Below are 14,974 nucleotides of genomic sequence, written 5' to 3'. Positions count from 1 at the left end.
CCAAGCAGTCTTAAACGCGCCCAGCACCTGGACGCGCCACTTCAATCAATCGGCGCAGCACTTAAAGTTTGTCTGGAGCACAACGGATCGAGACCGGCGCCGTTCATCACCGCACCAGCCTCGTTTCGCAGTGTCCCCACACTGCCTTCAGCGCGCTCGCCACTCCCCCAAACGCCCCCGCAGACGGGCCGCGCACTGGCTGTGTAACTGGCTGACCCGCGATTCACTGACGCCAAGGACTTCACCGATTTCCTTGAGGTTCAGCTCTTCGTCGTAGTACAGCGCCAACACCAGTCGCTCACGCTCCGGCAAATTGGCAATCGCGTCCGCCAGCGCCGCCTGGAAGCGTTCATCTTCCAGATCGCGTGACGGCTCCATATGAGCACTCGCGCCATCCTCGTGCAGCCCTTCGTGTTCGCCGTCCTGCAACAGGTCGTCGAAACTGAACAGGCGACTGCCCAAGGTGTCATTCAGAATCCCGTAGTAATCGTCGAGACTCAATTGGAGTTCGGCCGCAACCTCGTGATCTTTAGCGTCACGGCCGGTTTTAGCTTCAATCGAGCGAATCGCGTCGCTGACCATCCTGGTATTACGGTGAACCGAGCGTGGTGCCCAATCCCCTTTGCGCACTTCATCGAGCATCGCGCCGCGGATTCGAATGCCCGCGTACGTTTCGAAACTGGCGCCTTTGCTGGCGTCGTATTTGGTCGAGACTTCCAGCAAACCGATCATCCCGGCCTGGATCAGGTCTTCGACCTGCACGCTGGCCGGCAGGCGCGCCAGCAAGTGATAGGCAATGCGCTTGACCAGTGGCGCGTAACGCTCGATCAATTCGTATTGCGCGTCACGCGCCGACTTTTTGTAAAGATTCATGCCACTGGCGGTCATATCACAGGCCCTGCGGTTTGCTGCACGAGACGCTCGACGAAAAATTCCAGATGCCCGCGCGGGTTGGCGGGCAGCGGCCAGGTATCGACCTTCTGGGCGATGGCTTTGAAGGCCAGTGCGCACTTGGAACGGGGAAAGGCTTCGTAGACGGCGCGCTGCTTCTGCACTGCCTTGCGCACGCTTTCGTCGTATGGCACGGCGCCGACGTATTGTAGGGCGACGTCGAGGAAGCGATCCGTGACCTTGGTCAACTTGGCGAACAGGTTGCGCCCTTCCTGCGGGCTCTGCGCCATGTTGGCCAGCACGCGGAAGCGGTTCATGCCGTAATCGCGGTTGAGCAACTTGATCAGCGCGTAAGCATCGGTGATCGAAGTCGGCTCGTCGCAGACCACCAGCAACACTTCCTGGGCGGCGCGTACGAAACTGACTACCGAGTCACCAATACCCGCAGCGGTGTCGATCACCAGCACGTCGAGATTGTCGCCGATGTCGCTGAACGCCTGGATCAGGCCGGCGTGTTGCGCCGGGCTCAAGTGCACCATGCTCTGCGTGCCGGAGGCCGCCGGCACGATGCGAATCCCGCCCGGGCCTTGCAACAGCACGTCGCGCAGTTCGCAACGGCCTTCGATAACGTCGGCCAGTGTGCGCTTGGGTGTCAGCCCCAGCAGAACGTCGACGTTCGCCAGGCCCAGGTCGGCGTCCAGCAGCATGACCCGACGGCCAAGCTCTGCCAGCGCCAGCGACAAGTTCACTGACACGTTAGTCTTGCCGACGCCACCTTTGCCGCCGGTCACCGCGATCACCTGTACGGGATGCATGCTGCCCATGTTATTTCTTTACCTTGTCTTGCATAGACGGAGGCCACATTACTGGCTGCGCGTTCCTGATCGGAACAATGCGTGGCAGACCATCGATGTAGGTACAAAAACTGTTCATGATTACCTCAGCCAACCTGCTTGGTCGGGCTGTGATAGATATCAGCGAACATGTCAGCCATGGCTTCTTCGCTGGGTTCTTCCTGCATTTGCACGCTGACGGCGCGGCTGACCAGTTGATGACGACGCGGCAGATGCAGATCATCCGGAATCCGTGGGCCATCGGTCAGATACGCGACCGGCAATTCATGACTGATCGCCAGGCTCAACACTTCGCCGAGACTGGCCGTTTCATCCAGTTTAGTCAGGATGCAGCCGGCCAGCCCGCAACGCTTGTAACTGTGATAAGCGGCGGTTAGAACCTGTTTCTGGCTGGTGGTTGCCAGGACCAGATAATTTTTTGAGCGAATGCCACGCCCGGCCAGGCTCTCAAGCTGCATGCGCAACGCCGGATCACTGGCTTGCAGGCCGGCAGTATCGATCAAAACCACGCGTTTGCGTAGCAGTGGATCCAATGCCTGCACCAGCGACTGACCCGGATCGACGTGCGTTACCGGCACGTTGAGGATGCGCCCGAGGGTTTTCAATTGTTCCTGCGCGCCGATGCGGAAGCTGTCCATGCTTACCAGTGCAACGTTCTGCGCGCCGTACTTGAGCACATAACGCGCGGCGAGCTTGGCCAGCGTGGTGGTCTTGCCCATGCCGGCGGGGCCGACCATGGCAATCACACCGCCCTCTTCCAGCGGCTCGACTTCCGGTACGGCAATCATCCGCGCCAGGTGCGCCAGCAGCATGCGCCAGGCCTGACGGGGTTCTTCGATATCGGTGATCATCGCCAACAGATCGCGCGACAGCGGGCCGGACAGGCCGATGCGCTGCAGACGGCGATACAGATTGGCCTGGGCCGGACGGCTGCCTTGCAGCTGATTCCAGGCCAGGGTGCCGAGCTGCACTTCCATCAGCTCGCGCAGGCTGTTCAATTCAAAACGCATCGAATCCAGTGCACGCGGATCGACACCCGCCGAGGCCTGCGCAGGCGCTGCGGCCGGGCGCGTCGGTGCGGCGTAGGTCGGCTCGCTCAGCGGTTCGGCAGCAGTCAGCGGCAGGCCTGCGGTCAACGGCAGCCCGGCGAACAACTGCTGATTGGTGTTGCCGTCGGCTTCGCCACGCAGGCTCAGCTCGGCCTGGGCGGTGACGATGCGCGACTGGGTCTTGCGCAGCTCGTCTTCGAGTTCCATGTTTGGAACCCGTGGCGCCAGCGCCGACAATTTGTAATCCAGAGCCGCCGTCAACTCGACGCCGCCGGCGATGCGGCGGTTGCCGATGATGGCGGCATCAGCGCCCAGCTCATCGCGAACCAGCTTCATGGCCTGACGCATATCGGCGGCGAAAAAACGCTTAACTTGCATAAACCACTACCTCAGCCGTTGGGCCCTACTGTCGCAACGATGGTCACTTGCTTGTTGTCCGGTACTTCCTGGTAGGCCAGTACATGCAGCCCTGGCACTGCGAGGCGGCCGAAACGCGAGAGCATCGCGCGAATCGGGCCTGCTACCAGCAGGATCACCGGTTGGCCTTGCATTTCCTGACGCTGGGCCGCTTCGATCAACGAACGCTGCAGCTTCTCGGCCATGCTCGGCTCCAGCAGAACGCCCTCTTCCGAGCCTTGTCCTGCCTTCTGCAGACTATTGAGCAATATCTGTTCCAACCTTGGTTCCAATGTGATTACAGGCAGCTCGGACTCAGTGCCTACAATGCTTTGGACGATTGCACGGGATACGCCGACCCGCACAGCGGCGACCAACGCGGCGGTATCTTGACTCTTGGCAGCGTTGTTCGCGATCGCTTCGGCGATGCTGCGAATGTCGCGCACCGGCACGTGCTCGGCGAGCAGCGCTTGCAGGACCTTGAGCAACTGCGACAGCGAAACCACGCCCGGCACCAGCTCTTCCGCCAGTTTCGGCGAGCTCTTGGCCAGCAATTGCATGAGTTGCTGCACTTCCTCGTGGCCGATCAGCTCACTGGAGTGCTTGTACAGAATCTGGTTCAAGTGCGTGGCGACCACGGTGCTGGCGTCAACCACGGTGTAGCCGAGCGATTGCGCCTGGGCGCGCTGGCTGATTTCGATCCACACCGCCTCCAGGCCGAAAGCCGGATCTTTGGCGTTGATCCCGTTGAGCGAGCCGTACACCTGGCCGGGGTTGATCGCCAGTTCGCGGTCCGGGTAGATCTCGGCCTCGGCGAGAATCACGCCCATCAGCGTCAGGCGGTAAGCGCTCGGCGCCAGATCGAGGTTGTCGCGGATGTGCACGGTCGGCATCAGGAAGCCCAGATCCTGCGAGAGCTTCTTGCGCACACCCTTGATCCGCGCGAGCAATTGCCCACCCTGATTGCGGTCTACCAGCGGAATCAGGCGATAGCCGACTTCCAGGCCGATCATGTCGATCGGCGTCACGTCGTCCCAGCCCAGTTCTTTGGTTTCCATGGCGCGGGCCGGCGACGGCAGCAGTTCCTGCTGACGCTTGACCTCTTCCAGCGCCACAACCTTGGCAACGTTCTGCTTCTTCCAGAACAGGTACGCGCCGCCCGCAGCCAGCGCCGCCATGCTCAGGAAGGAGAAGTGCGGCATGCCCGGAACCAGACCCATCACCGCCATCAAACCAGCGGCCACGGCCAGCGCTTTCGGCGAGGCGAACATCTGGCGGTTGATCTGCTTGCCCATGTCTTCCGAGCCGGAAGCACGGGTCACCATGATCGCCGCTGCTGTAGATAACAACAGTGATGGCAATTGCGCCACTAAACCGTCACCGATAGTCAGCAAGGCGTAAACCTTGCCCGCATCGCCGAAGCTCATGCCGTGCTGGAAGATACCCACGGCCATGCCGCCGATGAGGTTGATGAACAGAATCAGCAGGCCGGCGATGGCGTCACCACGGACAAACTTGCTGGCACCGTCCATCGAACCGTAGAACTCCGCCTCCTGGGCGACTTCCTGACGGCGCGACTTGGCTTGATTCTGGTCGATCAGGCCGGCGTTGAGGTCGGCGTCGATCGCCATTTGTTTGCCGGGCATCGCATCGAGGGTGAAGCGCGCGCTCACCTCGGAAATCCGCCCGGCACCCTTGGTCACCACGACGAAGTTGATGATCATGAGGATAGCGAAGACCACGATACCGACCACGTAGTTACCGCCGATCACCACCTCACCGAAGGCCTGAATCACCTTACCGGCAGCGGCGTGGCCGTCCTGACCGTGGAGCATGACCACTCGCGTCGAGGCCACGTTCAGCGCCAGTCGCAGCAACGTCGCCACCAGCAGAATCGTCGGGAACACGGCGAAATCCAGCGGCCGCAGCGCGTACACGCAGACCAGCAGGACGACGATCGACAGGGCAATGTTGAAGGTAAAGAAGACGTCGAGCAGGAACGGCGGTACCGGCAACATCATCATCGCCAGCATGACCAGCAGCAACAACGGCACGCCCAGATTGCCTCGACTGAGGTCGGCAACGTTGGTGCGTGCTGTATTGAATAACTGAGTGCGATCCACCGGTTTTCCCCGTTCCTTTAAAGCAAACTTTTGACGCCCCGAACGGGCGCAGGGCGGCTATTGCAAGAAGCTTTCCAACTTTTGCCGGGGAATGAAATAGAGCGGTTTTACTTGGGATTTATCGGCTGATTGGGCTGGCCCCTTCGCGAGCAGGCTCGCTCCCACAGTTTGACATGCATTCCCAATCGGACATTTGGAATACGGCCCCTGTGGGAGCGAGCCTGCTCGCGAAGAGGCCATCGAATGCGGCGCATTTTGTCGATTTAAACGAAGCTGTTTAAAAGACACCTGCAGACACGGTCTCAAGGCTACAAATCCTTGCGCCATTGCCTACAGCCAAGCCAGAATCCGCCGGCTTGTGCGCTTTGGGGTCGAGTTCTATCGTGGTCCGGTCGCTGACGAATCAGCGATCGGGTTTAGCGACTCGAACTCAAGTCAAAGGTGCATCAGCGTTCCAGGCTTCGTTGCGGATCTGTATTTTCGCGATTTCGTCATGGTGGCTGTATGCGGGAGACCTTCGGGTCTGCCGGGTGCCTTTGACCGGTTCGCTAACCCGCGTACAGCCGCCACCCTCCCTGTTTAGCGACAGGTTGTCGCGGCTCCATTTCAAAGGAGCTTCACCATGGTCAAACCAACACCCAACCCGCCCGAATCCGACCCCACCTCCCCCTACGAATCCCTCGATTCAAAAAAACTCCACCAAGCCGCCGACCGCGCCCTCGACCACTACCTCTGCCCACCCGGCTCGACCCCACCACCCTTCAGCCCCCGCGCCATGTACGCCGTCACCGCCGACACGAAAAACGAAGACCTGCTGGCCAACGCCTGCGAAACCCTCGCCTCGGCCAAAACCATCGCCCAGGAATTCGCCGGGCTGGTCAAACCATCGCAGCGCCGAACGCTGATGGGGATTGCGCAACTGATCATGCTCGGGGAACTGGCGGTAAATCGGGTGCTGGATAATCTGGAGTTGCCTGGATGATGCGGTTCGGCTGAGTGATTCGAGTGAGAGAGCCGGCCTTTTGGCGAGCAAGCGCGCTCCCACATTTTGATCTTCTTGGATGCAAATCTTGCAGCGGCTGAAGATCCTGTCGAGTGCAGCTTGCGCGAGCTAGGCCTCTCGGCGGTGCAGGAGCGCCCACCCCTTCAGCGATACCATTGGTCGGAAAACCGTCCCCACCTGTCAGATCTGACAGGTGACGGGCGCCTCGTTCTGCGTTGTGATGAACCTTGCCTGCCATTGTTCCTGGAGAACAGAATGAGCGTTCAAGTCTATTCAACCGAAGCCAACGCTGCCCTGGCCTTGTATCCCGTGTACCCCCCGCAATGGATAACACCGGTGCTGCCTCCAGGTACTGCCGATGGTGGCCTTCCTCTCTCGGCATTCACTCCATCTGGGGTAGAACTTGTCATCGACCCCATAACCGGCTTGCGGAACTGGGTCATGGCGGCTTATGACGTCGTGACTATTTTTGTCAACGGAGTCAACACCGGCATCAGCAAAACCATCTATCCCGGTGAGGAGCAGGAACGCATTCTTTTGCGCGTGCCGGCGAGCTGGTTCACAAACGGTGTCAACGATGTCCACTACAGAGTGACCCGAGCCAGCGGTAACGACGCTGACTCACCCACACTCAAGCTGCTCTACAACAACCCGGCGCCTACCGTCACCGTCAGCCATCCACCCAGCGTCGCACCGGGGCAGACGGCAGTCATCACGATCACCGTCGGTTACTCACGGCCTCAAGACACGGTCACGCTCACCATAGGCACCTGGAGCATCACATTTGCCAACCCCACAAGCCCGATCAACCACACCCTGACGGCTGCCGAATTGCAGTTGATAGGCGACGGCACCCATTCGGTCTTCGCCAGGGTGCGCGATCAATTGACCAACAACAATGAGTCGGCGACGACCCCGATCACTATCACCGCCAATCAGAAGGTGTACAACTCGCCGATAATCGCTGAGGCCGTGGACGGCATGCTCGACGTGGCCGCACTGAGGGGCCAGGACGCCACGCTACGAGCACGCAACTGGACGGGAATCCAGGTCGGTCAGCAGGTGTGGTTGAAGCTCACCGGCCAGAAACCCGACGGCTCGGCGCACGTCCTGCAATTCTGGAATGGTGACACCCACAAGGTGAATGCGACCTGGGTCAGTCAGGGGTTCTGGGATAAACCGCTGCTCATAGCTTTTCTGAAAGAATTGAAAGAAGGATCGCTGTTGAAACTGGAATTCTGGGTATCGGAGGACAAGAGCAATGACTTCGCTAGCGCCACGCGGTTTCCGGATCAGGTGTATACCGTCATTGGCCTGCAACTTGACCTGCCACCCCCGACCTTGAACCCGCCCACAGTGCCGATTGACGTTTTGGCTAATCCGGATGGAGTGAAGCTTCAGATAACAGGCTTCGCAGCAGAGAAAGACGATAAAGCTCAATTCGTCCAGGTGAACGCGCCGGCCGGTGCGCCGCCGTTTCCGGTGGTGGATTTTGTTGGTGAGATTGCAGAGATTTCATTGAGCGCTGCGTTTCTGGCGGCTTGGCATGGCAAGGCGATTGAGTTGCGGTGGGATTTGATTCGTACCGGAGTTCCGGCTGGAGAATCACCAACAGTCAGGTTTGATGTCATGACAATCGCTGATGGAGACCCGCGTTTGCCGACACCCGTAATTCTCCAAGCAATTGGGCCGGACGAAGGAAAAGTACTTGATTTATCGACTTTTGATGGCGATGCGACTGTGACAGTCGATACCTGGACAGCCATGGCAAAGGGACAAAAGTTCTGGCTGCTTTGCGTAGGAAAAAAAGATGATGGATCGGACTACGAAATTTCGTTGGCTAATGGAATTGAAATTGAAATGCCAGGTAAATTGAGCAGAACGCTTTTGCGTTCGGAACTAGACCGCCTTGTTGATGGATCTCTTCGCGTGGACATTAGTGTTGGATTCAGCACCAACGGGGACAAAAACGACGCTACTCTGTTCCCTAGTCTAAATGTAGGCCTCAAGGTACGTGCAAAACTCATCATAGATGATTCACCTTTAGAGTTGTCAGGCAGGACAGTGTCAATCGTGAATACCAGTGGTCAGTACATCGATAGATGGCGCCTTACGGGTGTTCATCCGTCTGGAGCCTCAGCAAATCGTCAAGCGTCAGGAGGAGTGGGTCAAATTACTTATCAATCGGATAATCCAAAAATCGCAAACGTCAATGACGTCGGGTTAATCTGGAGTGAAGGTAATGGCAGCACCACCATCAATGTAAGAGATAGCTCAGGCCAACATGCCTCAATTTCTGTTTCTGTAAGCAACGTCGAACAATGCATTGTCTCACCATCACTTATAGCTGATTCAAAGATTGATCAGTGGGTCAATGCGAATGGCCGTGCTGTAAAAACGTCAGACCTGGTTTTGTTCCGAACTAAATTTTTTGTGACTCAGCCCGCTGCCTATGGAATTCGCTCAGACGTTAGTTTGTATTGGGGTTTGTACAACGAAGGACACGGGTGGAGAGAGCATGCTTATCATTCTAGCCCTGGACACACTGTCTTGTGTTTGCGGTAGTGAGTCGACGCTTCGCCTCATCAGAATTGAGAGAAAAGGGGACAGGAGTAAAGGGAACGGATTTATTTAACCAGTGATCTAGAACAGCGGGGCTTGAACTTGGTTGTTTTCCTGACCGGGATGACCCCTTAGCGAGCAGGCTCACTTTCGACGGTTGATCGCATTACAAGTGGAATCAAGTTTGCTCGCGAAGGCTACTGACAGGCAATAATCGCCCAAAAAAACCGCCGTTGCGCATCATCGGGACGGCGGTTTTCTTTTCAGGTGTTTGGCGATGAGGGCAAACTGCCGGTCAATACCGAAGGATTTTCACTTTCCCATTTTTGGTCCTGGGCAATTCGAACTCGACTTCGCCGCCCACTTTGATCTTCGCCTGCAAGGCCTCAGCCAATGGAACGCTGAATCGGTACTCTTTGGCAGTCAGAAAAAATTCGTGGCTTCGGCAAAGGAAAGGCATCGTCCCGTCGGCTTCGGCGTGATGGTGCCTTTGCCGGTTTTTTCATCGTAGCTGCTGAAAATACCTTTCATCGTCGTGCTCCCTTGCACTCGCTCGCCTGACCGCGCCAGTACGCAGCTGCATCTTGCATCAAACTGCAAAATCACGGCGACTGCACCTGTCAGAGTTGACAGTAAAGGGGAATCTCAGACAAAAGGCTGCGCAGCAACGTCAGGAATCCCGACGCAAATCCGGCGGAATCGGCAAATCATCCTTCAACGGGTCCGGCCGCTTGCCCTTGCCCGCCTGGTGTTGGCGAATCTGATAGACGTAGGCTAATACCTGCGCCACCGCCAGATACAGTCCACCGGGAATTTCCTGCTCAAGCTCAGTTGAGTAATAGATCGAGCGCGCCAGCGCAGGCGACTCGAGCAACATGACGTTGTTGGCCACGGCAATTTCGCGGATTTTCAGGGCGATGAAATCGCTGCCCTTGGCCAGCAGTACCGGTGCGCCGCCCTTCTCCGAGTCGTACTTGAGCGCGACCGCGTAGTGGGTCGGGTTGGTGATGACCACGTCGGCTTCGGGAATCGCCGCCATCATCCGTCGCTGGGACATTTCGCGCTGGGTCTGGCGAATGCGTTGCTTGACCTCAGGGCGGCCTTCCTGGTCCTTGTGTTCGTCGCGCACTTCCTGCTTGGTCATCTTGAGCTTCTTCATGCTCTCCCAGATCTGCACCGGCACGTCGACGGCGGCGATGATGATCAGACCGCAGGCCAGCCACAGCGTGCTCCAGCCCACCAGCAAGACGCTGTGAATGATCGCCATATCCAGTGGTTCGTGGGCGATGCGCAGCAAGTCGTCGACGTCGGCGGACAACACCAACAGCGCCACCCCCAAGGTAATCAGAAACTTGGCCAGGGCCTTGAGCAGTTCAACCACAGCCTTGAACGAGAACATCCGTTTGAGGCCGGCGGCCGGGTTCATCCGGCTGAATTTGGGTGCCAGCGAACTTGCCGCGAACAGCCAGCCACCCAGGGAGATTGGCCCGATGATGGCGGCGAGCAACAGGGTTATCATCACCGGCTGAATCGCCAGCAAGGCGATCAACCCTGACTCCAACAGAAAACGGCCCATGGCGCCCTGATCCATGACCACTTCGCGGGACAGGGTGAAGTTCAGGCGCATCACATCCATCATTTCTTGCGCAAGCATGCCGCCGAAAATCAGCAGCGCAGAGGCGCCGGCCATCATCACGGCCAGGGTGTTGAGCTCTTTGGAACGGGCGATTTCACCCTTCTCACGGGAGTCCTTTTTGCGTTTCTCCGTGGGGTCTTCTGTCTTGTCCTGACCGCTCTCGCTCTCTGCCATGACTCAGCGCGCCCGTGCCAGTTCGCGTAGCAACTGCAAGGCCTCGCTGGCCAGCGGTTGATACTGGTTGAGAATGTCCGCAAGCCCCACCCAGACGATGAACAGGCCGAGCACCAGGGTCAGCGGAAAACCGATCGAGAAGATGTTCAGTTGCGGCGCGGCGCGGGTCATCACGCCGAAGGCGATGTTGACCACCAACAGTGCGGTGACGGCCGGCAACACCAGCAGCAATGCGGCGCCGAGGACCCAGCCGAGTTTGCCGGCCAGTTCCCAGTAATGCGCAACCATCAAACCGCCGCCGACCGGCAGCGTGGTGAAACTTTCAGTGAGGACTTCGAATACCACCAGATGGCCGTTCATCGACAGGAACAGCAACGTCACCAGCATGGTGAAGAACTGCCCGATCACCGCCACCGAAACGCCGTTGGTAGGGTCGATCATCGAGGCGAAGCCCATGCCCATCTGGATCGCAACAATCTGCCCGGCGACGGCGAAAGCCTGGAAGAACAGTTGCAGGGAAAAGCCGAGTACGGCGCCCACCAGAATCTGCTCGCCGATCAGCAACAGGCCGCTGAGATCGAGTGGGCTGACGGCGGGCATCGGCGGCAGCGCCGGGGTGATGACCACGGTGATCGCCACGGCGAAATACAGGCGCACGCGGCGCGGGATCAGGGTGGTGCCGAACACCGGCATGACCATCAGCATCGACGCCACGCGAAACAGCGGCAACATGAACGACGCCACCCAGGTGCTGATCTGGGTGTCGGTCAGCTGAAGCAGCGATTGCATGGCTTAGCCGATGACCATCGGAATGTTTTTGTACAGCTGGATGATGTATTCCATGAACGTCTGCACGATCCACGGACCGCCGATGATCAGGGTCACCAGCATCACCAGCAGACGCGGCAGGAAGCTCAGGGTCTGTTCGTTGATCTGCGTGGCGGCCTGGAACATCGACACCAGCAGGCCGACCAGAAGGCTCGGCACCACCAGGATGGCAACCATCATGGTGGTCAGCCACAGGGCTTCACGAAAGATATCGACCGCGACTTCCGGCGTCATGGCGAAACACCTCCAAAACTGCTGGCCAGAGTACCGATGATCAGCGCCCAGCCATCGACCAGCACGAACAGCATGATCTTGAACGGCAGCGAGATGATCAGCGGCGAGAGCATCATCATACCCATGGCCATCAGCACGCTCGCCACGACGAGGTCGATGATCAGGAACGGAATGAAGATCATGAAGCCGATCTGGAAGGCGGTTTTAAGCTCGGAAGTCACGAACGCCGGCACCAGAATGGTCAACGGCGCCTGATCCGGGCTGGCAATGTCGGTGCGCTTGGACAGGCGCATGAACAGCTCCAGATCGCTGGTGCGGGTCTGCGCGAGCATGAAGTCCTTGATCGGCACCTGAGCCTTTTCCACCGCTTGCTGGGCGGTGAGGGTTTCCGCCAGATACGGTTGCAGCGCGTCGTTGTTCACCCGGTCGAACACCGGCGCCATGATGAACAGCGTCAGGAACAGCGCCATGCCGGTGAGGATCTGGTTCGACGGCGTCTGTTGCAGGCCGAGGGCCTGACGCAATATCGAGAAGACGATGATGATCCGCGTGAAGCTGGTCATCAGGATGACCGCCGCTGGAATAAAGCTCAGCGCGGTCATGATCAGCAGGATCTGCAGACTGACCGAATATTCCTGCGCGCCGTCGGCATTGGTGCCCAGCGTGATCGCCGGGATCGACAACGGATCGGCGGCCAACGCCAGCGGCGCGGCCAGCAACAGGACCAGCGTCAAGACGATGCGGAGCGCACCCATTACTTCGTATCCTTTTGGTCCTTGCCAAGAATCTTCAGCAGATGCTGAGCAAATTCCGGCGTCGCTTTTTCACTGGCGGTGGGGACTTCGACCGGCTCTTTGAGCACGTGCAGCGCGGTGATGGTGCCGGGGCTGAGGCCGAGCAGAATCTGCTCGTTGCCGACCTGCACCAGCATCAAGCGGTCACGCGGACCGAGCGCGCGTGAGCCGATCAGCTCGATTACCTGGCCCTTGCCCGCTGGCCCCGCCTGTTGCAGGCGGCGCAACAGCCAGGCGAGGAAAAAGATCAAACCCAGCACCAGCAGCAAACCGAACACCAGTTGCGTCAACTGACCGGCCACGCCGCTGTTGACCATTGGCGCGGTGGCGGCAGGCGCGGCATTGGTTGCACCCGGTTCGGCAGCCAGCACGCTCAACGGCCATGCCAGCAGCACCCAGAGAAACCTTTTCACTCAGCGCAGCTTCTTGATGCGTTCGCTTGGGCTGATCACGTCGGTCAGGCGGATGCCGAACTTCTCGTTGACCACCACTACTTCGCCGTGGGCGATCAAGGTGCCGTTGACCAGCACGTCGAGCGGCTCACCGGCCAGACGATCAAGCTCGATCACCGAACCCTGGTTGAGTTGCAGCAGGTTGCGGATGTTGATGTCGGTACTGCCGACTTCCATCGAGATCGACACCGGAATGTCGAGGATCACGTCCAGGTTCGGACCGTCGAGGGTCACCGGATCGTTGTTCTTCGGCACGCTGCCGAACTCTTCCATCGGCAGACGGTTGGAGCTGGAAGTGCCGGCGTCGGCGGCCAACAGTGCATCGATGTCAGCCTGGCCGGCGTCACCGGTTTCTTCCAGGGCCGCAGCCCATTCATCGGCCAGTGCCTGGTCGTCCTGCGCGTTCATATCGTCGTTCATCATGTGTCCTCGGCGGGCAACAATTCGGTTAAATACGGGGGTGAAAAGCGCCGCCTCAGCGACGCTCGATCGGCTCGATCACCTGCAACGCGAGGTTGCCTTTGTGCGAGCCCATCTTGACCTTGAAGGCCGGCACGCCGTTGGCGCGCATGATCATGTCTTCCGGCATCTCGACCGGGATCACATCTCCCGGTTGCATGTGCAGGATGTCGCGCAGCTTCAACTGGCGGCGGGCTACGGTGGCACCGATCGGCACGTCGACATCGAGTACGTCCTGGCGCAGGGCGTTGACCCAGCGCTCGTCCTGATCGTCGAGGTCGGACTGGAAACCGGCGTCGAGCATCTCGCGCACCGGCTCGATCATCGAGTACGGCATGGTCACGTGCAGATCGCCGCCACCGCCATCGAGTTCGATGTGGAAGGTGGAGACCACAATCGCTTCGCTCGGGCCGACGATGTTGGCCATGGCCGGGTTCACTTCCGAGTTGATGTACTCGAAATTGACTTCCATGATCGCCTGCCAGGCTTCCTTCAGATCGACGAAAGCCTGCTCCAGCACCATGCGCACTACGCGCAACTCGGTCGGGGTGAACTCACGCCCTTCGATCTTGGCGTGACGGCCGTCACCACCGAAGAAGTTGTCCACCAGCTTGAACACCAGTTTGGCGTCGAGGATGAACAGCGCGGTGCCGCGCAGCGGTTTGATCTTGACCAGGTTGAGGCTGGTCGGCACGTACAGCGAGTGCACGTATTCGCCGAACTTCATCACCTGCACACCACCGACAGCCACGTCCGCCGAGCGGCGCAGCATGTTGAACATGCTGATGCGGGTGTAGCGGGCAAAGCGCTCGTTGATCATTTCCAGCGTCGGCATGCGTCCACGGACGATGCGATCCTGACTGGTCAGGTCGTAGCTTTTGACACTGCCGGGTTCGGCAGCATTATCGGTCTGTACCAGACCATCATCGACGCCATGCAGCAGCGCATCGATTTCATCCTGGGACAGCAGATCCTGCACGGCCATGTCGTGTTCCTACTGCAGTACGAAATTAGTGAAAAGCAACTGTTCGATGACCACTTTGCCCAGTTCTTTCTGCGCCACTTCCTGGACGCTGGCGGTGGCCTTCTGGCGCAACATCTCTTGGCCGACCGGTGTCGCCAGTGTGGCGAAATCCTGACCGGAGAAGAGCATTACCAGGTTGTTGCGGATAACCGGCATGTGCACTTTGAGCGCGTCCAGATCGGCCTGATTCCGCGCCAGCATGGTGATGCTCACCTGCATGTAGCGCTGACGGCCGTTCTGGTTGTAGTTGGCCACGAAGGCCGGCGCCATCGGCTCGAAAATCGCCGCCTGCTTGCCGACCGGCGCTGCTTCAGCGGCCTCGGCAGGCTTGCTTTGCGCGCCGTGCATGAAGAACCAGGTCGCCCCGACGGATGCACCAATGGCCACCAGCAACGCCAGCACGATCACGATGATCAGCTTGAGTTTGCCTTTGGTTGCGGGGTCTTTTACTGCTGCAGCTTCGCTCTTCGCCATGCCAATAATCCGTCACTAATC

The 14,974-nt window shown here is 59.0% G+C and carries 14 protein-coding genes; 2 read left to right on the top strand and 12 right to left on the bottom strand.

What is annotated here, in order from left to right; translation table 11 throughout:
• Positions 1–147 precede the first annotated feature (147 nt).
• The 4 genes from fliA to flhA all read right to left on the bottom strand — a co-directional run bounded on the left by fliA (position 148) and on the right by flhA (position 5,313).
• Entirely contained in the window at positions 148–888 is a 741-nt protein-coding gene (gene fliA, locus ACZ9BE_RS05215; protein WP_016771059.1) for an RNA polymerase sigma factor FliA, read from the bottom strand.
• On the bottom strand, positions 885–1,715 hold the full coding sequence (gene fleN, locus ACZ9BE_RS05210) for a flagellar synthesis regulator FleN (RefSeq protein ID WP_016771060.1): 831 nt from the start codon (positions 1,713–1,715) through the stop codon (positions 885–887). The genes fliA and fleN overlap by 4 nt, the downstream gene beginning before the upstream one ends.
• A gap of 116 nt (positions 1,716–1,831) precedes the next feature.
• The gene (gene flhF, locus ACZ9BE_RS05205) at positions 1,832–3,172 is read right to left on the bottom strand and encodes a flagellar biosynthesis protein FlhF (RefSeq protein WP_024012117.1); all 1,341 of its coding nucleotides are present in this window, start codon (positions 3,170–3,172) and stop codon (positions 1,832–1,834) included.
• Positions 3,173–3,183: 11 nt separating this feature from the next.
• Positions 3,184–5,313, bottom strand: coding sequence for a flagellar biosynthesis protein FlhA (flhA, locus tag ACZ9BE_RS05200; protein ID WP_016771062.1), 2,130 nt, complete (start codon positions 5,311–5,313; stop codon positions 3,184–3,186).
• Positions 5,314–5,935: 622 nt separating this feature from the next.
• Between flhA and ACZ9BE_RS05195 the strand changes: the two genes are divergently transcribed.
• Together ACZ9BE_RS05195 and ACZ9BE_RS05190 are read left to right on the top strand one after the other, a co-directional pair.
• On the top strand, positions 5,936–6,295 hold the full coding sequence (locus ACZ9BE_RS05195; protein WP_476248988.1) for a DUF6124 family protein: 360 nt from the start codon (positions 5,936–5,938) through the stop codon (positions 6,293–6,295).
• A gap of 276 nt (positions 6,296–6,571) precedes the next feature.
• Positions 6,572–8,881, top strand: coding sequence for an Ig-like domain-containing protein (locus tag ACZ9BE_RS05190; RefSeq protein WP_476248987.1), 2,310 nt, complete (start codon positions 6,572–6,574; stop codon positions 8,879–8,881).
• A gap of 667 nt (positions 8,882–9,548) precedes the next feature.
• Here ACZ9BE_RS05190 and flhB read toward each other — a convergent pair.
• Genes flhB through fliL form a run of 8 tightly spaced genes read right to left on the bottom strand, consistent with a single transcriptional unit; the run spans position 9,549 to position 14,953 of the window.
• On the bottom strand, positions 9,549–10,688 hold the full coding sequence (gene flhB / locus ACZ9BE_RS05185) for a flagellar biosynthesis protein FlhB (protein WP_016771065.1): 1,140 nt from the start codon (positions 10,686–10,688) through the stop codon (positions 9,549–9,551).
• Between the two features lie 3 nt (positions 10,689–10,691).
• Positions 10,692–11,477 carry a flagellar biosynthetic protein FliR gene (fliR, locus tag ACZ9BE_RS05180; protein ID WP_016771066.1) on the bottom strand — a complete coding sequence of 262 codons (786 nt, stop codon included), beginning with the start codon at positions 11,475–11,477 and terminating at the stop codon, positions 10,692–10,694.
• A gap of 3 nt (positions 11,478–11,480) precedes the next feature.
• The gene (fliQ, locus tag ACZ9BE_RS05175; protein ID WP_016771067.1) at positions 11,481–11,750 is read right to left on the bottom strand and encodes a flagellar biosynthesis protein FliQ; all 270 of its coding nucleotides are present in this window, start codon (positions 11,748–11,750) and stop codon (positions 11,481–11,483) included.
• Complete coding sequence (gene fliP / locus ACZ9BE_RS05170) at positions 11,747–12,505, bottom strand: flagellar type III secretion system pore protein FliP (RefSeq protein WP_150636664.1); 759 nt, start codon at positions 12,503–12,505, stop codon at positions 11,747–11,749. Before fliP ends, fliQ begins: the two co-directional genes overlap by 4 nt.
• On the bottom strand, positions 12,505–12,957 hold the full coding sequence (gene fliO, locus ACZ9BE_RS05165) for a flagellar biosynthetic protein FliO (RefSeq protein ID WP_476248986.1): 453 nt from the start codon (positions 12,955–12,957) through the stop codon (positions 12,505–12,507). The genes fliP and fliO overlap by 1 nt, the downstream gene beginning before the upstream one ends.
• The gene (gene fliN / locus ACZ9BE_RS05160; protein ID WP_016771070.1) at positions 12,958–13,416 is read right to left on the bottom strand and encodes a flagellar motor switch protein FliN; all 459 of its coding nucleotides are present in this window, start codon (positions 13,414–13,416) and stop codon (positions 12,958–12,960) included. It lies immediately after the preceding gene.
• A 55-nt stretch (positions 13,417–13,471) separates the two neighbouring features.
• Positions 13,472–14,440, bottom strand: coding sequence for a flagellar motor switch protein FliM (gene fliM, locus ACZ9BE_RS05155; RefSeq protein ID WP_003222890.1), 969 nt, complete (start codon positions 14,438–14,440; stop codon positions 13,472–13,474).
• Between the two features lie 9 nt (positions 14,441–14,449).
• A complete protein-coding gene (fliL, locus tag ACZ9BE_RS05150) occupies positions 14,450–14,953 on the bottom strand; it encodes a flagellar basal body-associated protein FliL (RefSeq protein WP_016771071.1) in 504 nt (167 codons plus the stop codon).
• Positions 14,954–14,974 lie beyond the last annotated feature (21 nt).

The sequence above is a fragment of the Pseudomonas sp. TE9122 genome, assembly GCF_056278925.1.
This window is presented reverse-complemented; position numbering and strand designations above follow the sequence as displayed.

Bases quoted from the DNA above. Each gene is read 5' to 3' on its own strand.
- fliA (WP_016771059.1), bottom strand. From the start codon at position 888: ATGACCGCCAGTGGCATGAATCTTTACAAAAAGTCGGCGCGTGACGCG.
- fliP (WP_150636664.1), bottom strand. From the start codon at position 12,505: ATGGGTGCGCTCCGCATCGTCTTGACGCTGGTCCTGTTGCTGGCCGCG.
- flhB (WP_016771065.1), bottom strand. From the start codon at position 10,688: ATGGCAGAGAGCGAGAGCGGTCAGGACAAGACAGAAGACCCCACGGAG.
- fliN (WP_016771070.1), bottom strand. From the start codon at position 13,416: ATGAACGACGATATGAACGCGCAGGACGACCAGGCACTGGCCGATGAA.
- ACZ9BE_RS05195 (WP_476248988.1), top strand. From the start codon at position 5,936: ATGGTCAAACCAACACCCAACCCGCCCGAATCCGACCCCACCTCCCCC.
- ACZ9BE_RS05190 (WP_476248987.1), top strand. From the start codon at position 6,572: ATGAGCGTTCAAGTCTATTCAACCGAAGCCAACGCTGCCCTGGCCTTG.
- fleN (WP_016771060.1), bottom strand. From the start codon at position 1,715: ATGGGCAGCATGCATCCCGTACAGGTGATCGCGGTGACCGGCGGCAAA.
- fliR (WP_016771066.1), bottom strand. From the start codon at position 11,477: ATGCAATCGCTGCTTCAGCTGACCGACACCCAGATCAGCACCTGGGTG.
- fliM (WP_003222890.1), bottom strand. From the start codon at position 14,440: ATGGCCGTGCAGGATCTGCTGTCCCAGGATGAAATCGATGCGCTGCTG.
- fliL (WP_016771071.1), bottom strand. From the start codon at position 14,953: ATGGCGAAGAGCGAAGCTGCAGCAGTAAAAGACCCCGCAACCAAAGGC.
- fliQ (WP_016771067.1), bottom strand. From the start codon at position 11,750: ATGACGCCGGAAGTCGCGGTCGATATCTTTCGTGAAGCCCTGTGGCTG.
- flhF (WP_024012117.1), bottom strand. From the start codon at position 3,172: ATGCAAGTTAAGCGTTTTTTCGCCGCCGATATGCGTCAGGCCATGAAG.